This is a genomic window from Spirosoma fluviale, assembly GCF_900230225.1.
Taxonomy (GTDB): domain Bacteria; phylum Bacteroidota; class Bacteroidia; order Cytophagales; family Spirosomataceae; genus Spirosoma; species Spirosoma fluviale.
This window is the reverse complement of record NZ_OCNH01000009.1, coordinates 26,592-49,047: the sequence shown is the minus strand read 5'-3', so window position 1 is coordinate 49,047 and position 22,456 is coordinate 26,592. Positions and strand designations below refer to the sequence as shown.

The 22,456-nt window shown below is 49.5% G+C and carries 11 protein-coding genes; 3 read left to right on the top strand and 8 right to left on the bottom strand.

Annotation, left to right across the window (positions count from 1 at the left end; all coding sequences use genetic code 11):
- Positions 1-519 precede the first annotated feature (519 nt).
- Entirely contained in the window at positions 520-1,446 is a 927-nt protein-coding gene (locus CRO74_RS29575; protein WP_097131637.1) for an EamA family transporter, read from the bottom strand.
- A gap of 95 nt (positions 1,447-1,541) precedes the next feature.
- Between CRO74_RS29575 and CRO74_RS29570 the strand changes: the two genes are divergently transcribed.
- Entirely contained in the window at positions 1,542-2,189 is a 648-nt protein-coding gene (locus tag CRO74_RS29570; RefSeq protein ID WP_245878026.1) for a CGNR zinc finger domain-containing protein, read from the top strand.
- A 406-nt stretch (positions 2,190-2,595) separates the two neighbouring features.
- Here CRO74_RS29570 and CRO74_RS29565 read toward each other — a convergent pair whose 3' ends face one another.
- From CRO74_RS29565 to CRO74_RS29555, 3 genes are all read right to left on the bottom strand, one after another.
- Positions 2,596-4,518 (bottom strand): hypothetical protein, encoded by a 1,923-nt coding sequence (locus tag CRO74_RS29565; protein WP_144036000.1) that lies wholly within the window; start codon positions 4,516-4,518, stop codon positions 2,596-2,598.
- Positions 4,519-4,870: 352 nt separating this feature from the next.
- Complete coding sequence (locus tag CRO74_RS29560; RefSeq protein WP_097131632.1) at positions 4,871-5,380, bottom strand: SgcJ/EcaC family oxidoreductase; 510 nt, start codon at positions 5,378-5,380, stop codon at positions 4,871-4,873.
- Positions 5,381-6,173: 793 nt separating this feature from the next.
- Positions 6,174-6,809 (bottom strand): methyltransferase domain-containing protein, encoded by a 636-nt coding sequence (locus CRO74_RS29555; protein WP_097131869.1) that lies wholly within the window; start codon positions 6,807-6,809, stop codon positions 6,174-6,176.
- Between the two features lie 259 nt (positions 6,810-7,068).
- Between CRO74_RS29555 and CRO74_RS32460 the strand changes: the two genes are divergently transcribed.
- Positions 7,069-7,392: a glycoside hydrolase family protein gene (locus CRO74_RS32460; RefSeq protein WP_097131630.1), complete on the top strand. Its 324-nt coding sequence runs from the start codon at positions 7,069-7,071 to the stop codon at positions 7,390-7,392.
- Between the two features lie 225 nt (positions 7,393-7,617).
- On the opposite strand, the gene CRO74_RS29545 is transcribed toward CRO74_RS32460, so the two are convergent.
- From CRO74_RS29545 to CRO74_RS29535, 3 genes are all read right to left on the bottom strand, one after another.
- The gene (locus CRO74_RS29545; RefSeq protein ID WP_179830340.1) at positions 7,618-11,298 is read right to left on the bottom strand and encodes a two-component regulator propeller domain-containing protein; all 3,681 of its coding nucleotides are present in this window, start codon (positions 11,296-11,298) and stop codon (positions 7,618-7,620) included.
- A 352-nt stretch (positions 11,299-11,650) separates the two neighbouring features.
- Positions 11,651-13,090, bottom strand: a complete 1,440-nt coding sequence (locus tag CRO74_RS29540; RefSeq protein ID WP_097131626.1) for a RagB/SusD family nutrient uptake outer membrane protein — start codon at positions 13,088-13,090, stop codon at positions 11,651-11,653.
- 20 nt (positions 13,091-13,110) lie between these two features.
- The gene (locus CRO74_RS29535; protein WP_245878025.1) at positions 13,111-16,155 is read right to left on the bottom strand and encodes a SusC/RagA family TonB-linked outer membrane protein; all 3,045 of its coding nucleotides are present in this window, start codon (positions 16,153-16,155) and stop codon (positions 13,111-13,113) included.
- Positions 16,156-16,651: 496 nt separating this feature from the next.
- Here CRO74_RS29535 and CRO74_RS29530 point away from each other — a divergent pair, with 496 nt between their 5' ends.
- Positions 16,652-17,854: a glycoside hydrolase family 88 protein gene (locus tag CRO74_RS29530; protein ID WP_097131623.1), complete on the top strand. Its 1,203-nt coding sequence runs from the start codon at positions 16,652-16,654 to the stop codon at positions 17,852-17,854.
- Positions 17,855-17,856: 2 nt separating this feature from the next.
- Here the strand turns inward: CRO74_RS29530 and CRO74_RS29525 are convergent, their stop codons facing one another.
- Positions 17,857-22,032 carry a hybrid sensor histidine kinase/response regulator transcription factor gene (locus CRO74_RS29525; protein ID WP_144035998.1) on the bottom strand — a complete coding sequence of 1,392 codons (4,176 nt, stop codon included), beginning with the start codon at positions 22,030-22,032 and terminating at the stop codon, positions 17,857-17,859.
- Between the last annotated feature and the right edge of the window lie 424 nt (positions 22,033-22,456).

Genomic DNA, 22,456 nt, shown 5'->3' with positions numbered 1-22,456 from the left:
AGGTTATGGTCAGGATTCGTCAAAAAGAGGATCACTTCTCAACGGGTATAATCCATTTGATTTGGATTGAAAAATACGTAAAAAACGGGTATTAAATAGAGCGTTGGATCATTAGCACGGTAATCCCGTTTCATAGGGGCCAGTCCGAATGTGACTGACTAAGCTGCGGTGTCCGGTTCAGTCGCTGGTCCTGGCGTGGAACCGCCCTGAACGCAGCGGGAGCACCAGATAGCTTTTAAAAAATTATTGGCTCACCAAAACACTCCCAAGTGAGACGAACAAGAATGACTTCTCGATGATTCGGACGGTTCAATGAACAGTAGCTAAGTAAGAAAGATATCGTTAGATAAATCGGTAAGCCTGGGGTAGGTTAAAGAGGAAAGTAACGGACAGCTAGCCAACCAGATTGAGCAAGAGAGTTGGTAGGCTTGTTCCTAAAGTATCCCTTTATTTAAAAAAAATAAGCGATCATTCAGCCTTGAAGGCGTCAGCCATAGGCGACCTTTCCGCCCTTTCGTGTCAACGCTCAATACGTATTTTGCTGAATTGGGTCAGGACCACGCCCGTCAGCACGACCAGGAGTGCAATGAGCTGAAGGCCAGCAACCTGCTCACCAGCCACCAGCCAGCCAATCAAAACCGCAATCAGTGGATTTATGTACGTATGGGTACTGACGATGGCGGGCGGCTGGACGGTGACCAGCCAGGCAAAGGCCAGGTAAGCAATCAGCGAACCAAATAAGATTAGAAAGGCAAGACCACCCCAGGCCTGCGGCCCCACCGCTTGCCAGTCAAAGCTGTTCCACTCACCGTTGACCCAGGCAATGAAGGCCGAAAAAAGTCCGGCCGCTCCTAACTGAATCGTGGTATGCCAAAGGCTATAGCTCCCTGGTTTGATTCTCCGCGAAGCAAATAAGGTACCAATCACCCACAACACAGCGCCTGCCAAAACGATAACTGTCCCTAAAAGCGGATCAGCCGATTGGCCTTCCTGAGAGGTACTCACTGGCGAAAACCGGGCGAACAGCACGATGCCCACAAAGCCAATCAGTAAACCGGCGATAATCTTTTTGTCCCTGAAATAGAGCTTCCAACGCGGATAGTCCAGGAGAACAAACCAAAGCGGCTCGGTCGCCACGACAACAGCTGCGGAGCCTGAGGTGATATACTGCTCCGCGACGACGACCAGCCCAGAGCCACCCACCAGCATCAATACACCACTGATGGACAAATCCCGAATCTCCTTGCCCTGAGGAAAGTGCTGGTTTTTGCTCAAGGCCAGCACGGCCAGTAACAAGCTCGCCATCAAATAGCGGAGGGCAGATATAATAAAGGGCGGAATGTCTTTAAGGGCAAATAGATTAGCCAGATAGGTGGTTCCCCAGACGAAATAGATGGCGATAAAAGCCAAAACTAACCAAAAACGAGGAGTGGGTGCTTTGTTCATACTAACCTTTAAAATGAACTTTACCGGTATGAATTTTAAACTAGAACCTATAACCCTCTAAACTTGTTTTAGCGGTTATATAATTTATTCGCGTTATGCCCATGGGAAAGGTGAGTACGATTGCCGACATGGACCTGATCGGTGGGGCGGCCTGTCTTGATTTTGTGAACACAGCTCTCAACGATGAGTTGCCGGTAGAGCGGCTTCATAGCTATAGTGATTTACTTACCCTCATCGACCGCTTATCACTGCTGGATACCAGTACGCTAGCCGCCTTGAAGGGATTAGTCGAGGAGAATCCGGAACAGGCTGAGCGTGTTTTGCAGAAAGCCCGTGAGGTCAGGCAGGTCCTGTTGACTGTATTTGCCGCCCTGGCCCGGGGTCAGTTTCCGCAGGTGACGGCACAGGTATTCATCTCGTTTAATGAGTCTATCCAGGAAGCGCTCGGTGAGCGAGGATTTTCTGCCCAGGGCGCCAAACTGGAGTTAAGCTGGGAACGGCCTGACAAGGAGCTGATGCAAGCCGTTTGGGTGTTCAGTTTGTCGGCTTACGAGCTGCTGACGACCCAGGACCAAGACCTGATTAAACAATGTGGTGGCTGCGGGTGGTTTTTCCTGGATGAGACCAAGAACCATCGTCGGAAATGGTGCGACATGCAAACCTGCGGCACCAACCAGAAAGCCCGGCGCTACTATCAGCGAAAGAAACAGGGTACTACCTCAACCCTTCGGAGTGAAAAGTGATAAAGTGATCCCTTATGTAGTCTAGAGGGTGGGATTCGCTCCACCTTACATGGCAACGTACTTCTCTCTCAGCCCTAGAGGAATGGCCCAACTTGACAGCTAGTAAAGTTGCCAGTCTGCTTGTAGTAACAATCGGACGTTAAGTTAAATATGAATAATTGATTTATCCGCGAGTGAGTAAACGAGTTGACAGCTATTGAAAAAGCAGTGGCTCTAAAAACGCTCCCAGGTGAGACGAAGGAGCGTTTACGTATATGTGCTTTTTAAACTGGGCGTTTAATTAAACGACCGCTTTGGACAACGCTCAACGACTAGCCCTAGCATACGCCTAAAGGCATACGTGAATGCGTCACAAATACCCGTCGCTTGCCGGGAGCCCGCGAGTCTGCATTTTTCAACCAATCACCTACTTCTTTATCAATTTTACGTTCCCAATATAAACTGGAAAATCTGCTCCCGTATTATCAACGTTCCTAAAATTTAACAGCGAAAATGGCTTACCTGCCGACAGCCCGCACCTCCTACAGTTGCTGTCATAGGACAACTTCAACTCCGTTGGATCGACTACTTTTTTATTGTTAATGAAGACCGCACACTGGCCCCCCTTCAGCTCGAGAGTCACATGGATTTTGGTGCGTCTACTCGTGAAGTCAGGTAAGGGCTTTTTCAGATAAAGACCCTCCCGGTTTCGCTCGCTATTCGCTCCCCCGGCTTCATGCATTTCCAGTTCGATACCCCCGCGAAAATTCGATGCGGCAAGGCGATCGGCATCACTCCCGGCGATCAATTTCAGATCCAGGGTGATCCGATCGGGCCTAAGCACTTCATCTCCGTTTACGCTATACCCGGTTCCATTGCTGAAATGGATCAGTAGCTGGCCGCCTGTCCGCCCGGCGAAATCCGAAACGGTGACCACATCCAGGTCAAGCGTAAAATTCTCGGGTAATAGCGTTGGCAACGTAGTGGGAAAGGTCGCATTAGACCCCAGTCTTAGCCAGTTCCCGTCGAATTCCTGAATGGTTTGGATGGATGAAGGTTGGCCAACCGACCGTACATACCAACCTACTGGCATTCGACCAACCGGAGCGCTGGTAAAATTGTCATCGAGCAGAAGGCCGGGAGCTGGTTTCGTCGAAGCCTTGGTGATACTTGGACGGTTGGAAGATCCCGTTGCCATGCCCACTCTAGTCCCATCAGGCAACTTACCCTTGTAGCTCGACAACCGTTTCAGCATCCCGGGTTCATCAGCGGGTTTATAGACCTTGCCCTTGACTTTTACCGGGTCGAAGAAATAATCATAGATATAGTGGTAGTTTACGTTTTGCGTCAGTGCCTGATACAACTCATACTTCTGAATGCCATCCGCGCGTGTCCAGAATGGAATTGTAAACGTGATGAATAAGGGCTTATCCTGTTTGGCTTTTTCAAACACGTCGGGATTCATTTTCCAGATTTCATAGCTTGCTGTTTCCGCTAGCTTACGAAACGGGTCAACATCTGCGTCAAACGTTCCCGACAACGTAACCGGGTCATCTACTACCGTGGCGGGTTGATCGAGTTTCCCGGCATAAACGTGCTTCCATTTTCTAATCCATGTCCGGTACCTGGCATAGTCTGCCTCCATTCCATCCTGGTATTTAGGGTCCTTATGTGCCTTTGCTACGCCCAGAGCGTAAGGTAAAGCACTCTCACAGGCATCGAGAAATTCGCCCACGGTTACCCGATGAAACGGAAGTTGATTATTCGGCGCGAGGATCACGGCCCGGTTGCGCACGATAAAAGGTGCGCAGGTGGCCGAGATTTTGGGGTCAGCATGCTTGTATGGATCGTTTGCCGCCAGGCGGGACTTGTCGTCTTGTGCCTGCCAGGTGAAATAACACACCTGCGGCCCATTCAGGAATTCGATCGGATTGCTTGGCAGCTGGTTGAAGCCGACCGGAAATTTCTTGTAGGTTTCACTGACTGCAGTAAAATTCCCGTTCGCATCCCGCTTATCATAGCTCACGTCCCAGACGCGGAAGTCGAGATAATAACTGTGTGGCCGATAGTCCTTGAAATCTGAACTAGTCCTTACATTGAGGACTGACTTGAAGGAGCCCACACCACCCACCGGGTGATAGCTCTGCATCATCCAGTCCACCAGTTTATACATTTCCGCTTTCTGCCCCACCGTCAGGGTACGGCCATCGGCCGTCAACGGTTTCCAGGGCTTTGGGGGCACCCAAGTAATCCAGTACAAAATACTATCCTCGAGCATCGAGTCTCTATGCTGGGCAGATGCCCTCAAATACACCAGGCTAAAGAAAGAGAGTAAGATGAATTTTTTCATGACCATGATTCATTGACTTGCCAAATAGGGTAACCTACACCTCAGATTGAACTTCCTGCCATGAATACGTATTCAGCTGGTAGTGAACGTATGCAACGTTTGAGCATTGCCAGTGGTTAAATTCGACTCGTGTAGGCTACGAACTAAGTTGGCCAGCTAGTTAAAAATGATCATCGCTTTAAAGGCTTTCCCAAAGTGAGAAGAGGAGTTACAAATGACTTTGCCTCATAAACAGGGAGTTCTTAAAGGACCAGTTTAGGACCTGTCAACTACAATCTGTTGCATACGGGTGCGTCCTACTGCGGCAAATTGGTCGTTGCACCATTAATTAGACGCTTAAAACGGATATTATCTATTCGGGAATGGGGGTTCCGGGTTTTACATCCACATTATGGTAGGAGACAATTTTCCATGCGCCGGCCTCTTTCATTACCACCTGGAGTAAACGGGTATTGAGTTGCCCCTTGGCATCTAATTGAATTCTGGGGGGAAGCCCTTCTTTGGCAAAGCCAGAGACCTGACATAAGGTCTCCAAAATGGCAACATCGGAGCGGACAAATTTCAGAGACACGATTTTCTGCTTTAAGATCGTATTCTTAAAAAAGCTGTTAAAAATTACCTCGTGCTGGCCTAAAAACGCTTGATGGCCTTTGAAGAACATACCCGCAATATTGGTAAACGTGCCATCGGGGGAAAAGAATTGGGAGTAAGCCGGAGCATCCCCTTTGTTCCAGGCCTGATCCTCTTGTCGGAGGATGGTATGAATCGATAACGAGTCCTGCGCATTTTGCGCGCGAAGGAGGGATGAAGAAAGTACGAGTGTAAGGGCCAAGGCTCGTCGGAAAGCTGCATTTAATTTCATGATTTTGGGCTTTACATAAACCTATTTGTAAGCTACCCAAAGGGATACATCCCACCTAACTTGGTTTATTTATCGGTTAACTAACAGGAACCTTGGCCTAGGCATTCTTATCCGCCACTGGATAGCTCGTAAAATCACTGTGTCATAAAAGGCTCCAAAGTCGAGATTTAGCAGGCATCTCAAAATAGCCGCACGCGATTGGGTTTACAGACCGGTAGCCAGCTAAAGCGAGTCGTACCGGCTAACCCCTCGTAATTATTTTACGATCCCACTCCGGTGAACCGGCCGTTGCGGTACCTTTTTGAAGATATACTTTAATTAGCCATTTACTTGAATTTGACTTCCACTAAAAAGTAGTGTGGAATCTTGTAGCTGTCGTAAAGGTGTTCCGGATCAACCCCGGATTAAGCTACTTCACAATAAGCTTCACTTTTATCCGCTCTTATATAGGGCGTCATAAAAGCCAGTATATACTTGTCGGCCTCGGGGGCAATGGATACCTGAGCTTCTCTAACAAAGTAACTTTTGAGCGTAAATTTATCCTTCTCGCCCAGGTCAACAGGATAGTTTCCACTGGCTGAAAAACCATTAAGTTGAACGGTTTCGTGTACGATTTAAGACGATAATGGCAAAGGTCAAGCTGGGCCGCAACTCAGCCAGTAGCGTCCATTTGGCCAAGCGTTTTTTTACTTGACCTCGTAACACATTGACTAGCTGTACAAATTATTGTTGATGGACTATTTCGTATGAATGGGGGTGCTCCCCCTTAGTTGCTTATCGAATGAATACCGTATTAATTGTCTGTTGAGCCAATCTCATCTTTAACCCGGCCTACCACCGCAAATAGCGGATCACTCCAGCCACGCGGGCTACGATCAAGGACCTCTATTTGGTCGAACAGGCCGGTTTGCTCATAATACGAACGGACCAACTGCTGATGTCCCAGATCATCGAGCGATTGCCAGATGGCAACGGCCTTAGTAGGAAACATGCGATTGGAGAACACGGTCAGGAACGGACTGCCGGGCCGTAACACGCGCGCCAGCTCCCGGTAAACAATCACCGGCTGAGTCAGGTACTGCACCGACACCGTTACCATGCCACCGTCGAAGGTATTGTCGCGGTAAGAGAGGCTGGGTGTTTGGTTCAGGTTCTGTACCACGTACTCGGTGAGTTGTGGGTTGGCCTTCAACTCGACCTCGTTCATGCCCAGTCCGGCTACGCGTCCGTACTGTATGTTGGTAGGCAGGTGGCTTACCCAACTGCTCATCAGATCGAGAATAGTGCCGCCAGCGGGCAAATATTCGGCATATAAGTTGGTGGTAGCCCGGACGGCAGCCTCGTCGATGTGGTTGACCAGGCGGGGCTGCCCGTAAAATTGCCGGTCGTCGGTTTCGTCGTACCGTTGAAATGGGTTATTGGCGGTCATAAGAAGCATGTAACTGATCAAGAGCCTAACCGATCGTTTATAGGGGATGTTTTGCTGGATCAGGCGTAAAACTGATCAAGAAATGAGCGAACTTACCCACCATGCTTAGTCTGCTTTGGCTATAATGGTCCGCGTTTTATAGGGGGATCGATTTGTTGACTTGTTACCGTTTATCGGTCTGCCACAGCGTCACGGGGCCGGTACCACCTATCAGCCGGTGTTTCGTCCGCAGTACCACTTCTCACTCCGTGCCAATTGAATTAACGAACCCAACGGCCTGGTCTATTTCGACGGTGAATACCACCAGTTTTACCCCTACAACCCCTTCGGTGTGCGCTTGGGACATATGATCTGGGGCCACGCCCTAAGCCGTCATCTGGCTTACTGGCATGAGCGCCCGCCCACCATTAACGGAGAAAACAACACCATGATCTTTTCGGGGAGCTGTGTCATTGATAAAACGAACAGCAGCGGTTTTGGCCGGGGCAGTACCCCACCCTCGACTAGTCCCCATTCAGGGCCACTTCCACCCGCAGATACAACCGCCGGACCTAGGTGGCCACAAACTGTTTACCCTGACTAGGTACCTGGGCAACTTATCAGATCAATTCTCAAATAAGGCTTCAATAAGTAAACGGATAAATTTTCTATAGTTATTAGCTCTACCTGATCAGTCCTGTTCACAGCGGCAGATAGAGCCAGGGATGCCTTCCTGAACAATGTAGCCCGTAGGCACATCTGTAATCGTAACCGATCAAACAGAACGCTCTCTACTAGTCAACGTAAAGCTATATGGCCGCTCTGAGAATTAAGTCGGCAAGGTGATCGTGAAGGTGGTTCCCCGCCTTTCCTGGCTCTCGACGGTCAACTGACCGCTGTGGCAGTCGACATATTGCCGGGCGATGAACAGGCCCAGGCCCGTTCCCTGTATGCCATCGGTATTACTGGCCCGAAAGAACGCCTGAAATAGGGAGGCCTGCTCGCTGGACGGGATACCCATGCCCGTATCGATTACCTGGAGCACCAGACAGTTCGTTTGGAAGGAAAGGCGAAGGACGGGGGGCGCATTAACCGAAAACTTGAACGCATTACTCAGCAGATTAGTCAGCACATACCCCATCAGGTTGGCATCCAGATTGACCCGGCGGGGTGTTCCCTCAATGAGCAATTGTACGCTCCGTCCATCAGGGCGTCGACTAAAATGCGTATCAACCAAGTCCTCACACAGGGCAATGACATCCGCTGAATCAGGTGCATACGTTACTTTTCCGGCTTCGATCTGACCAATCGTCAGTACATCCGTCAGTAATATCCCAAATTGATCAACCTGCTTTTCGATCACACCCAGGTGTTTTTCAACGGCCGTCCGGGCACTAGCCATTGGTAGATCCAGATACAGTCTGATCAACTCGGTACTGGACTGAATGGTCGTTAGCGGGGTTCGGAACTCGTGTGAGGCCGTAGCCACAAACTGGGACTTGAGTTGGTTGAGTTCCTGCTCGCGCTGGAGCGATTGCCGCAGAACGAACTCCTTTTCTTTCTGGCTGGTCACATCACTGGCAATGCCAATATGGCGCAGTACCTTTCCTTGTTCATCATGAATAATAAAGGTCCGAATCAGCAACCAGCGCAAGGGTTCGTTTTTCAGTTGCAGCCTATAATACAACTCCCCTTCGATACCCGCTTTATACTGCTCAGTAAAAGCCAGCACTGTGGGCAGGTCGTCAGGGAAGACATCGTGCATAAATAAGAGCGGCTCCTGGTGAAATTGCGCAACCGTTGTTTTCCAGACCCGCTCGAAGGCGGTATTGACATACAGCAATTGAAAGGGATTAGCCGAATGAACCCAGAACACCTCATCGACATTTTCGGCAATTTCCCGAAACCGCTGCTCACTTTCCTGTAGTTGTTGCCGGGCGGCCTGTTTCTCCAGTTTAACCTGGAGTAACTGCATATGGAGTGCCTGATCCTGAATTTCCTGCTTCTGCTGAAGTACTTCCCTGGTGCGCACCTGCACCAGGTTTTGTAAAGTGACCTGCTGCATCTGGATGCGTTTAATCCGCAGGCGATACGCCCCGTAAAGACTGCCGATCAGCAGAAAGGCAACCAAACTTATAAACCACCATGTTTGCCAGAAGGGTGGTTTGATGATGATTCGGAAAGCGGTTCCCTGTTCATTCCAGATGCCATCATTATTGGACCCTTTTACCCGAAATGTATAGGTGCCTGACTCCAGATTGGTGTAGGTCGCCACCCTGGTGTGACTTTTCAAATGCCAATCCCGATCAAATCCCTCCAGTTTATAGCGGTACTGATTCTTCTGAGGGATTGAATAATTTAAAGCTGCAAACTCGAAACCGAGTGTCGATTGGTCATAGGTGAGGGTAAGTTGATTAGATCGAAGCCAAACCGGTTGATTGAAAATACGAAGCTGCGTGATGACAACGGGGGGAATAAAGGCGTTATAGCGTAATCGATCCGGATAAAAGCTCGTCATCCCGGTAATGCCCCCAAAAAATAAGTTACCTTGGAGGCCTCTACAAACCGCCATCCGGTTGAAAGACCCTTTCTGTAGCCCGTCATCGGTCCCGAAATTGCGGAATGTGTTGGTTTTGGGATGGAAGACCGATAGGCCTTTATTGGTACTAATCCAAAGGTTTCCTCCTTCGTCGCCAACCATACCCTGAATGACATTATTGGCTAAACCTTGCTTTTCCGTATACGAGACAAACGACTGCGTCCGGGACTCAAACCGATTTAGCCCACCGTAGGTACCGACCCAAATCTGGTGCCGGGCATCTTCGTAGAGGCTGTTTACTAAATTATGGCTTAAACTAGCGGGCATGTCCCGGTTGTGCCGATACGAGCGGAATGTGCCGCTGCGGGTATTAAGCAAAGTCACCCCGTCTCCTTCGGTCCCAATCCACAAGTTTTGCTGGTGATCATAGCACAACGCACTAATATAACCTGGTGTCAGGTGGCCCGTATGAGTTGGATCAGCCCGATAATGTGCAAACGTGCCGGTCTTTTTCGTATAACAGCTAAGACCACCCCCCATGGAGCCTAGCCAAATTGTCCCTTTCTTTCCTTCAACAATGGCTGTTACCGTTTCATGATTGAGTCCTTTTGCATCGCCCCGTAGGGTAAAGTTGAGAAAGTCACCGGACTCTTTTCGCCACAGGCTCAATCCCCCTTTGTAACAGCCAATCCAGATATCCCCATCGCTATCCTGGTAGAGACTCATGATAAAGTTACTACCCACACTCGTTGGATCGGCGGGATTATGCTGGTAGTGAATATAGCGATGGGTTGATTTGACCAGCACATTCACCCCACCCCCATCGGTTCCGATCCATAAGTTGCCCTGGGTGTCTTCCAGAACCGCCATCACATTGGGATTCGAGAGGCTGTTGGTCTGGTTAATATCTTTTTGATAGCGCGTAAAGTTGGCCGACAGGTGGTCATAAAAGTTAATACCTCCGCTGTAGGTTCCAATCCACATGTTACCGCTCCGATCGGGGCAAAGGGCATAAATAGAGCCATTATTGAGCCCGTCAGGATCATTCTCCTGATAGGCATACTGGGTGAAAGCGGTCCGGCTTTTATTAAGTACGCTGATGCCTTCGTTTTCGGTACCGATCCATAAATTCCCCAGCCTGTCTTCCGCTATGGTATTGATGTCATCATCGAGGAGCGAACTGGCTACCGCGGCATCGTGCCGAAAATGAGTAAACGATTTTCCATCCCGATTCAACCGGTTTAATCCCCCTCCCTGAGTAGCCACCCAAAGCCGCCCCTGCGAATCTTCAAACAGCTTTTTTACGCTATTATGGCTGATGGACGTTTTATCCGTTGGTCGATGTTTAAAGGGATGAAACGTGCCCGTTAGGGGATCAAACCGGTTCAATCCCCCTCCCTGGGTAGCCACCCAAACTTGCTCCTGACGGTCCACGAGTACATCCTGAACCAGATCATTCGGTAGGCTTTTCGGGTCACCGACCCGATGTTGGTACCGGATGAACCTGCCGCTGGTCGGATTAAACTGATTGAGGCCGCCTTCGGTAGCGATCCAGAGCATGCCCTGGCCATCTTCGGTGATGGCCAGGACGTGATTACTGCTGAGGCTTCTGGAATTAGTTTCTGATCGGGTAAAGCGGATAAATCGCCCTGTTTGCTTATCAAACCGGCATAGTCCCCCGCCGGTGGTTCCGACCCACAAGTTTCCTTTTCGGTCTTCATAGAGGGCCCCGATATAATTATCGCTTAGGCTAGCAGGTTGACGGGGATCGTTCTGGTAAAGCGTAAAGGTATACCCATCGTATTTATTGAGGCCATCCTGGGTCCCAAACCACATAAAGCCCTGCCGATCCTGGAGAATAGCGGTTACATTACTTTGCGATAAGCCTTCGTCGGTGGTTATGTGCTTAAAGAGTACCTTACCGGTTTGGGCCTGGGCTGATTGGTAAAAACTAAACCAGATTAGGATCAACAGTAGGTTAGGCGCGCGACCAAACATGTAAAGGGATAGCTACGAATAGCATAAAATGTACTCTAAATATAGTAACATATTATGGACTAAATGCGAAATTAGTTAACAAGTAGTCCTCAATGATTATAGTCAACGGCTATAGTGGGTAGGAAATAAGATGATTAAATGACTGTTTTCTGTCTGGCTAATCAAAAAAACGTTCAGTTGAAGCTCACCCCAGTCCAATACGCTGAACTACTAAACTGAAGAGTTTTATTGGACGAAAAAAGACTGTTTATATCCCAAAAACCGTCAGGAAACAGCCCTATGGCTCGTCCTGACGGTTTTAAAACGATTGACGATGTGCGTCTAATCAATACCCCGGATTCTGGGTCAGGTTCGGATTTAGATCGCGTTCGCGCTGCGGAATGGGATACAGCTTATGCGTTTCTGTGATGCTGGTTTTACCCTTCGCTTTCAGCAGTGGCACTAGCCGATCGGTTCGTACCAGATCGAACCAGCGGTGCCCTTCGGCGTTGAATTCCCAGCGCCGTTCGTCCCAGATGGCCTGCCGGAAGGCGTCTTTGGTCAAAGCGGTTGTAAAATCGACCGATGAAACGCCGGTTAATGGAAATCCGTAAGCCCGGCGATGAATGGGATTGATGGCATCCAAAGCCGCAGCCGTAGGACCACTGATTTCGTTCTCGGCTTCGGCAAACATCATCAACACATCGGCGTACCGAATGATCGGAAAATTATTGTTGGCATCGCCGAACGCTCTGGCCGACGGATCAACATATTTATTGAAGTGCTGGAACGTGTTGACGGTTTTTCCGGCACCGTCGACGTACGAATTAATAAACAGTTCCTTGCGTTTATCACCGGTTTTGAAGCTGTTATACAAATCCGTCGTCGGAATAAACGACCCGAAACCACGGCCAGTGACGGGTGAGTTTTCCGGCGCAAAATACGTCACCATGCCGCTGCCCTGGCCACTACCTCCACCCACGAACTGAATCTCAAAAACAGACTCTTTGCCGTTTTTATTCGATATGGCAAACACATCGATGTACTTGTCGAACAGGCCGTACCCGTATTTAGCGGCATTGTCGATCACTTCTTTGGCTTTGGTGCGGGCGTTGGCGAAATCTTTACGAGTCAGGTAAACCCGCGCCAGCATCGACTTGGTTGCGCCAGCCGTCACCCGGCCCAGATCGGCACCGGTAAACTTGTCCGGCAGAGACGTTTCCGCATCGGTCAGGTCCTTGATAATCTGCGCATACACCTCATCCGCGCTCGCACGGGCCACGTCTTTTCCGACACTCAGCGACTGGGTTTCTTTTAAGATCAGCGGCACTCCGCCGTACCAGCGTACGAGGTAAAAATAATAATAGGCCCGCAGAAATTTTGCTTCACCGATCAGCCGCTTTTTCAGGGTTTCGTCCATCGTAATCCCCGCAATTCGGTCGACGGCGGTATTGGCGCGGTTGATACCCTGGTAAATCACCTGCCAGGTTTGCAACACCACACTATTTGTGGGAATAGTCTGGAAACTCCAGAGCTGAACCCGGTCGGCATTGTTCAACAGGGGGTCCATATCATCCGACGGCAGATCGCCCATGATGATGAAATTCCGGCTTTGGTCGCCCACCTGGTTTGAGATATCATAGACGGCATTGACAGCCGCCGTAGCATCGTTCGCATTCGTATAAAAATTGACCGGAGCCAGCGACGAAGGTGGCGTTTCTTCCAGCGAACAGGCCCCCAGCCCAAACGCCAGCGTGGCCATTAATAAGATTCGATTTGTTTTCATAAAGAGCTAAAAGTGGCGGGTTAGAGTGCAATGTTCAGTCCGGCCAGAATCATTTTATTACCCGGATAGCTACCGTAGTCACTACCCTGACTTAGTGTGCTTTGTCCAAACCGGTTCACTTCGGGATCGAAACCGCTGTATTTGGTGATCGTAACCCAGTTCTGGGCGCTGACGTACACCTTCACATTGTACAGCTTGATTTTGCTCACCAGCGACGCCGGTAACGTATACGACAAATTGATATTCTTCACCCGAAGGTACGATCCATCTTCGATCTGACGACTCGAAAGTACGTAGGCATTCCCAACAGCGTTGGCGCGCGGAATCTCGTTGCTCGGATTGGCCGGTGTCCAGCGGTTCAGGGTTTCTGCCGACTGATTACTCACCCCCGTCAACGATTCCAGTTCGAACCGGTTGATGTTAAAAATGCTGTTACCGGACGTTCCCTGCATGAAAATGCTCAGTTCAACGCCTTTGTACGAGAACGTATTGGTGATACCACCGTATAGTTTCGGCTGAGCATATCCCAGAATGACGCGGTCATTAGCATTGATCGCTCCGTCGCCATTTTGGTCGACATACCGACGGTCGCCAGGTTTAGCGGTTTTCTGCGCCGAACCATCCACTTCACTCTGGTTCTGAAAAATACCGCTCGACTGATAGCCGTAGAACAAACCAATCTGCTCACCAACCCGAACCAGACCCGAGTTTGGCAACTGAAGGTGTCCGCTGGCATCACCCGATGCAAATTCTGTTTGATCGCCCAAGTTCAACACTTTGTTGCGGTTGGCAGCAATGTTGAATGCCGTCGTCCATTTAAAGGCTCCGTTCAGATTGGTCGAGTTGATTCCCAGTTCGAAACCCTGGTTGCGGATACTTCCCAGATTTTGCAGCGCCGACGCATAGCCCGAAACGAAGGGCAGCGGCACGGATAATAGTAGATCGGTCGTTTTCTTGTTGTAATAATCCGCCGTTAGGGTGATCCGGTTATTCAGCACCCCCACGTCGATACCAATGTCTGCCTGAGCCGTGGTTTCCCAGCGTAAATCCGGGTTTGCCACACGCGACGGCCCAACGCCAATAACAACGGTATTATTGAAGTTGGCATTCTGGGTTCCCAGCGTTGCCAGCGATTGATATTGCGGGATTTCCTGATTACCACTTAACCCGTAGCTAAACCGCAATTTCAGATCGTTGATAACGGTATTGCCTTTCAGGAAATTCTCTTCCGTCAACCGCCAGGCTACCGAAGCCGACGGGAAAACCGCCCATTTGTTGCTAGCCCCAAATCGCGATGAACCATCGGCCCGCACGGTAGCGGTCAGCAAATATTTACCGGCATAATCGTAGTTAGCCCGGCCAATGTACGAGTTGAGCTGCCAGTTACTGGCCGACGAAGCCGGAACCAGGGCCGTGGAAGCCGAGCCCAGGTTTTCGTACGTCAGAATGTCGTTGGCAAATCCCTGCGAACGCGCTTCGACACTTTCAAACCGGTTGCCCTGCATGGTATAGCCCGCCAGGAACGTCAGGTTATGAGCGTTCGCGAAGGTTTTGTTGTAGGTCAGGGTATTTTCGTTCAGCCAGGTCGATGATTGCGTGTTGATAATCGACGCCTGACCACTCAGCTGCGTACCGGTTGCCGTATTCCGCGACAGATATAAGCTACGTTTCGAGTAATTTACATCTGCCCCGAAACTCGTCCGGAATGTTAAGCCCGGCAGAATCTTGTAATCGGCGAATACACTCCCAATCATCCGCGTGCCAACCGTCAGGTTAAACGTTCCCAACGCCTGACCTACCGGACTACCAATCTGAATTCGACCGGGCGTATTGAATACCACCAGCGAACCGTCCGGATTGTAGACCGGCTGCGTGGGCGAGAAATTCAGGGCGCTGTACACGACAGTGCCGCTCGTTCCTCCATCCGCATCCGTCGGAACGGCATTGTTGCGGCTCCGGATCACGTTCAGGCTGGTTCCGATGCTAAATTTATCGTTGATTTTATGATCGAAATTGAAGCGGAATGAAGCCCGGTCGTATTTCGAATTGATGATAATACCCTGCTGATTCAGGTAGTTGGCCGAAACAGCATAACGCGTTTTATCCGAGCCGCCCGAAGCCGTCAACTGGTAATTTTGTATGGGTGCATCCCGAAAAATCTCATCCTGCCAGTTGGTTCCCTCGCCAAAACCGGCGATTTGCGCGTCTGTAAATACCACTGCCCGCCCCGCATTTACGTTAGCTTCGTTCACCAGCGTTGCGTACTGCGTCGCGTTCAGCATCGGAAGTTTTTTTCGCACCTGCTGAATCCCGTAATAGGTCTCAAATTCGACGCGGTTTTGACCCGACTTCCCGCGTTTGGTCGTGATCAGCACGACCCCGTTGGCACCCCGTGATCCGTAAATGGCCGTGGCCGACGCATCTTTCAGGATTTCCATCGACTCAATATCGTTTGGGTTCAGGTTGGCACCACTTTCGTTGTAAACCGGAAACCCATCGATCACGTACAGTGGCTCGTTCCCGGCGTTGATGGAATTTCCACCCCGTATTCGGATCGTTACGCCACCGCCTGGTGCATTGGATGCCTGCGTTACCTGCACCCCGGCAGCCCGTCCCTGAAGGGCTTGTCCGATGCCCGTTACCGGAACGGATTTGATTTCCTTAGCCGTTACCGACGACAGCGAACCGGTCACATCACTTTTTCGCTGCGTACCATACCCCACCACCACTACTTCTTCCAGCGCTTTTCGGTCTTCTTCCAGCGTCACCGTTAACTGGCTGCGCCTTCCGATGGCTACGTCCTGCGAAACGAAGCCCAGGGATGAGATGACCAGCGTACCGTCGGACGGAGCATTCAAACTAAAATTGCCCTGCGCGTTGGTGGACGTTCCGGTTGAGGTGCCCTTCAGGACAACGTTCGCGCCAGGGATAGCGTCTCCGTTCGCGCCAACTACTTTCCCCGAAACCGGGGCGGATTGCTGAGCCATCAACAACGAAGGGAATTGCAGGCATACCAGCAAGGCGAACCAGATCCACCGGCTGATATGAATACCATCTCTTTTCATAAGACTTAAACAAATAGGATATGTAATACCATCGACTCTCATTGGATTTGTTGACTAAAAGATTTTCGGTTCGCTCAGTTTATGAAGCAATATTAATTAGCAGGAGCCTAGAAAATATCGGAATAATCTAAATCGAACGGTTTGTCCACCTCTTTGAACAGTTTTTTACGCCTATGAACGATTTGTCCACCTTTTAGGCCATTAGACACCATCAAGAAAAAGTTGTACGTAACTAAACTTGCACTGCCAACATTTTTAAGGAATAATCCATGTGAGAAAAAATAGACTTGTGATCACCTTTGCCGAAATTGGATCAGTGATGCTACTCGTTTCATTGCTCCTGTATCTGCTATCGATCGTACTATAGACGGCTCATCCCCATAAACCGGCATGGTCGGTCAACCCCTCTCATGATCCGCAGGTAGACGAAGTGCTACGTAACCTGCCCATTCGCGATCCAATTATCTGGCTAAACTAAACCCCATCAACTAGACGCATGAAAACAGGCAGGTTCATTTTCGCATCCCTTATTGTCGCCTGCTTCCTGGCAGCATTTGTACCAGACTCCCTGATCAAAACAGCCTTTAATCAGGCTGAACAACAGACGAAACGAATGCTCAAAGACATAGCCGCTGCGAAGAATTCGGCAGGTACGAACGTAGCGCTGGTGTCGCCCAGAACACTCGACAAAACGGGCGCCCTACAACTGGTGCCCGCCCGTGACTGGACAAGCGGTTTCTTCCCCGGCGAATTATGGTATCTCTATGAGTACACGGGGCAGCGGGCATGGGCCGACCAGGCTCGGCTTTACACCGCCAGCCTGGAGCGGGAGAAACTGAATACTGGAACGCACGACATGGGGTTTAAGCTGTATTGCAGCTATGGAAATGGGTATCGGTTGACGGGCGACAAGGCCTATCGCGAAGTTATTATTCAGGGTGCGCGAAGTTTGATAAAACGATTTAAACCAACAGCGGGTATCATTCGCTCGTGGGATCATCATAAGGAAGTCTGGCAATGTCCGGTCATCATCGACAACATGATGAATCTGGAACTTCTGTTTGCTGCCACCCGCCTGACGGGTGATTCTACGTTCTATAAAATCGCCGTTACGCACGCGAAAACGACCCTACAAAATCATTACCGGCCAGATCATAGCTCCTATCACGTTGTGGATTATGACACGCTGACGGGAAAAGTGCTTAAGAAAAACACGCACCAGGGCTATAGCGATGAGTCAGCCTGGGCGCGGGGACAGGCGTGGGGGTTGTATGGGTACACGATGTGTTACCGGGAAACGAAAGATCCCCAATTTCTGAAACAGGCCGAAGCGATTGCCCGCTACATGCTCAATCACCCAACTATGCCCGCCGATCTGGTGCCTTATTACGATTTTGATGCACCCGGCATTCCGAACGAACCACGTGACGTATCGGCCGCTGCGGTTATGGCCTCAGCGCTGTATGAGCTTAGTACATACCGTTCCCCATCACCGTATCGCGATAAAGCTGATCAGGTGATTGGCAGCCTGGCAAAACGATATACATCGCCGATTGGCCAGAATCATGGGTTTTTACTTCTACATAGCACGGGCTCTAAAACAAGCGAAATCGATGTACCCTTAGTTTACGCAGATTATTATTTTCTGGAAGCGCTGCTCCGTTCTAAAAAACTTAATGAGAAAAAACCACTGTTTTAACCTTATACCACCTCTTCCAACGGATCAGCCCTTTGTTGGCTGTATTCAGTAGGGGTTAGACCAAACTGAGCGCGGAATGCCCGACTGAAATACTTCGGGTCGCTGAAACCAACGGCAAAAGCGATTTCGGATACGTTTGCTTTGCGCTGTTTCAGCAAAAGTTCTGCTTTTTTCAAGCGGGTTGTCCGTATCAAATCAATGACCGACAACCCCGTTAGCATTTTCACTTTGCGGAACAAAACCGGACGACTCATCCCCATCTCGCTCACCAGACTGGTAACGTTAAAGTCAGGATCGTTGAGGTGCGAATTCAAAATGGTCATCAACTGATTCAGGAATTTTTCGTCCGGGTGGTCCAGTTCCTGTGCTTGTGGCTGTAACGTAATGAGTTGATGATATTTGGCTTTCAACTGCTCCCTCAGCAGTAGCAGATTGCGAACCCTGGCCTGAAGTAAAATTGGCTGAAAGGGCTTGGTCACGTAATCATCAGCACCGGTTTGCAGGCCAGTTAACTGACTGTCTACCGAGCTTTTAGCTGTCAGCAGAATAACCGGGATATGATTGGTCCGCTGGTCGGATTTGAGGTGGTGGGTTAGCGAAAAGCCATCCATGACGGGCATCGACACATCAGCGATGATCAGGTCGGGCAATACGTGCGCGGCTTTCTCCCAGGCGATCGCCCCATCAGCGGCTTCAAGTATCTGACAGGTTTCGGAAAACAAATCCCGGATATACCTTCTGATATCGTCGTTATCATCAACAACCATGATCAATGGTCTGTCTGAATCCGGCAAATCATCCGAGTCCGTTTGTAGATCGGTTAAGTCAGTAACCAGGGATGGCAGAAGCGACGGAAGCGTGTTTTGTACAGGCTGCGATGCCTCGATTTTCGGATAAGTGAACTCAGGATTTGTTAGCGGAAGCAAAACAATGAAGCGCGTAAACCCCGCTTGCCCCGGCCGACTTTCCTGACTCTCGACGCTTATTTTTCCTTTATGCTGCTCAACAATTTGCTTGCTGAGTGCCAGCCCGAGGCCAAATCCAGAATCACGCGTTTTCGTTTGGCCAACCTGATAGAATTGGTTGAAGATGCGGTCTAAATCATCTGCCGGAATGCCGCTACCCGTATCTTCAATCGTAATTCGTGCATGGCCATCGGCGCCTGATACCGTACCGCACGCCTGCAAACGAACAGAAATAGTGCCACCCGCTGGCGTGAATTTAACCGCGTTCAGAAGCAGGTTGTAGACTACTTTTTCGAATTCTCCAGCGTCGAACCAGGTCGGTAGAGCAGCTATTTCCGATTCATTGGTCAGCGTTATCTGACGAGAATGGGCGTGTTCACGAAACGAGTCTGTAATGTTACTTAAATACGCGACCAGGTCGGTTCGTTTCCATTGTAACTGAATATTCCCGGTTTCGTGCTTTCTAAAATCTAGTAGCTGATTCAGTAATCGTAACAGCCGATCGGTGCTTCCCCGCATAATGGACAATTGCTTCCGAATGAACGGATCGCCAGCGTACTGGTCGGCCAGGACGTCAATGGGCCCCATCACCAGCGTTAATGGCGTTCGGATCTCATGAGCGATCTCGGTAAAGAAGTTCAGTTTTAGCTGATGGAGTTCCTGTTGCCGGGCTTTCTCGGTATGTTCGACTTCCAGTTCGTGCGCCAGTTTTAGTCGATTTCGGTTAAACCGGGACCAAAGCTGTAATAATCCCAAAAAGGTTAGTGCGTAGAGTACATAAGCCCAGGTCGTTTTCCAGAAAGGCGGCAACACCTTGATTTTTAATTCCAGCGGTTTCGAACTCCAGACATGATCATTGTTGGCCCCCTTGACCTGAAGCACATAATCACCAGCAGGAAGATTCATGTACATAGCCCGAGGATCGCTTACGTAGTTCCAGGATTTGTCGAAACCCAGCAGCTTGTACGCGTACTGATTCTTGTTGGCGTTGATGTAATTGAAACCAGCAAAATCAAGCGAAAACACATTTTGGCGATGCGTGAACGTAAGCCCTTTTTCGTAGTTTATACCTGATTCGTCGGTGTTGTCGGATGATAGACTTGTGACTGGTTCATTGAACAAACGAAGTTGAGTGAATGCCAGCGGGTGCACAATGGTATTGCTACGTATGCGGTCTGGATGAAATAAGACAATGCCGTCGTACCCCCCAAAATAGAGGTTACCATGCTTATCCTGGTAGGTTGAATTGGTTGTAAATTCTTTACAAACCAGCCCATCAAATTTATTGTAACTTGAAAACAGAGCCCGATCGGGATCTAATTGAGTCAGTCCTTTATCAGTGCTGATCCACAGATGCCCCCGGCTGTCTTCCTGAATGCCAACAATCGTATTACTGATTAATCCCTGCGCCATTGTAAAGTGGCGAAATGTCTGTTTACCAGGCAACAGCACGTTTAATCCCCCGTCGCGTGTGCCAATCCAGAGTCGGTGCTGACGATCTTCGAGGAAACAGCTAACATAACTAGCACTGATCGACGTCGAGTCGTTGTCGTCATGAACAAAGCGGACAAATGTTTCCTGCCCTGGCTTTTTTTGAAATAATCCGTTTGTTGTCCCAACCCACATAGTTGCTTTGGTATCAATCAGCAAAGAGATTAAGTTGCTCGCACTGGGCGATATAGAGCCGAGTGGCAGTTGGTTGAATGATTGTGTTTTAGGGTCGAATCGGCAGAGGCCACCCAGGTTTGTGAGGACCCAAAGCGTACCCTGTGCATCGCGTTTGAGGTCATAAACACGATCACTGGGCAACGAATTCGGATTGTGCGGTTCATGTCGATACCGGGTAATCGTTTGCCGACGAAAATTCAGATAATTGAGTCCTTTTATCGTGCCAATCCAGAGTCCATTCGAACCATCATTTAACAGACACTTTACCTTATCATTCGTCAATGATTGGTTATTCTTCGAATCATGGGTGTAATGCCGGGCAATAGTTTTGTCGGCGTTAATCAGAAAAAGCCCCCGATCTTCGGTGCCAATCCAGAGCTGATTTGGCGTACTGGCAGGCAGCATAGCACTCGCAATTTTAAACGGTGTTCTCCCCTGTCGATCCAGTGGGCGAAACGAGCCAAACTGTCTGGCCAACGGACTATACAGATCAACTCCGCCATAATACGTGCCAACCCAGAATGAGCCATCGCGGTCTCTAAACACAGACCGAACGGAATTATCGCCTAACGAACTCGGATCAGTGGGCTGATTGGTCAGTGTCTGAAAGCGGCTGCCATCCTGAGCCACGATATACAGTCCCGACATGGTGCCTACCCAGAAATCGCCTTTCCCACCGGGCTTTACGGTTCGAATGGTTTGCGTACTCAAGTCCAGACCAGCAACAGGATTCCACGTCGTAACACGCCCTAGCCGTTTATCGAATAAAGCAATACCATTTCCTTCCGTACCAATCCACAGACGCCCCAGCCGATCTTCAGCAATCGTATTGATTGCATTAGTTGCGTTGTGATATATTGAGTCGGTGGATTTCAGGTAATAATGTGTCAGTTGAAACTTCCCCGACGGTGTTGGGTGGAGTTTGGTTAATCCGCCTGCTGTACCCACCCACAAATCCCTTTCCTGATCTTCAAATAATGTTCGAACAGGCTGATCGTTCAGGTCCTGGTGCTGTTGAGTTAAGTCTGTTAGCTTCTCAATTCGGTCGGGATTCTTCGCTTGCAGCCTGTAGAGCCCTCCCTGCGTGCCGACCCAAATACGTTGCTGGTGATCTTTAAGCAGAGAATTAATAGTGGAGTCCGGGAGTCCATTGGCGACAGCTCCCCCCGCCGAAATTCGCTGAAAATCATCCAGCTCGGGTCGGTATAGCGCTAGTCCTTTTGTTGTGCCGATCCACAAACACCCTTGCTTGTCCAGTAACAGGCTATTGATCGTATTGGATGCAAGGCTATGTTTATTCCCAGGTTGATTTTGGTAAACGACCACCTTACGAGAGTCGTAGCGATTTAGCCCATCACGGGTTCCAAACCACATAAAACCTCGGGTATCCTGTGTAATGGCATACACGCTGCTCTGGGATAACCCTTCGTCAACCGTAAGATGGCTGAATGTTTTTTCCGCTATCTGGCCGGTGCCGGGCGGTGCAGAAAAAAGAACGAATATCGCTCCAAGCCATAAAATAGACGTACGTTTTGTATAGCTCATTTTAGCCTTTTTACACGGCTCCGAATCCAGAGTATCCTGCTTTTCGATTCACTACAGCAAGCGTACTAAAATGCACAGTTACTACTATTTTTACTCTATAATACTAGTATAAAAAATCGAAATTGCCCACCTATTGTGATAGGCTTGAACTAAAGATCGGCATGAGCAAACTTACTCATCTTTGTAAACAAGGCTGATAAATCACGCCGGTCAGGGAATTATGTACAAGGCTGCCATTGGAAAAGGGTACCATGACAAGGCTTAAAAGCCAGGTGGTCCTAAACTTGTAATGATAGGTTGTAGTCAATACAAACTGGATTGAGTTGATACGTATGCTACGGATTACATTGGACAGTTATTAAACTATTTGACTTCAGAATCAGACAAGTGGTAATCGACGAATAGTAGTGCTAATTTCTAACTA

Coding starts and splice junctions, on each gene's coding strand:
- CRO74_RS29555 (WP_097131869.1), bottom strand. CDS start 6,809: ATGACCGCCAATAACCCATTTCAACGGTACGACGAAACCGACGACCGG.
- CRO74_RS29570 (WP_245878026.1), top strand. CDS start 1,542: ATGCCCATGGGAAAGGTGAGTACGATTGCCGACATGGACCTGATCGGT.
- CRO74_RS29535 (WP_245878025.1), bottom strand. CDS start 16,155: ATGAAAAGAGATGGTATTCATATCAGCCGGTGGATCTGGTTCGCCTTG.
- CRO74_RS29525 (WP_144035998.1), bottom strand. CDS start 22,032: ATGAGCTATACAAAACGTACGTCTATTTTATGGCTTGGAGCGATATTC.
- CRO74_RS29560 (WP_097131632.1), bottom strand. CDS start 5,380: ATGAAATTAAATGCAGCTTTCCGACGAGCCTTGGCCCTTACACTCGTA.
- CRO74_RS29530 (WP_097131623.1), top strand. CDS start 16,652: ATGAAAACAGGCAGGTTCATTTTCGCATCCCTTATTGTCGCCTGCTTC.
- CRO74_RS29540 (WP_097131626.1), bottom strand. CDS start 13,090: ATGAAAACAAATCGAATCTTATTAATGGCCACGCTGGCGTTTGGGCTG.
- CRO74_RS29565 (WP_144036000.1), bottom strand. CDS start 4,518: ATGAAAAAATTCATCTTACTCTCTTTCTTTAGCCTGGTGTATTTGAGG.
- CRO74_RS29575 (WP_097131637.1), bottom strand. CDS start 1,446: ATGAACAAAGCACCCACTCCTCGTTTTTGGTTAGTTTTGGCTTTTATC.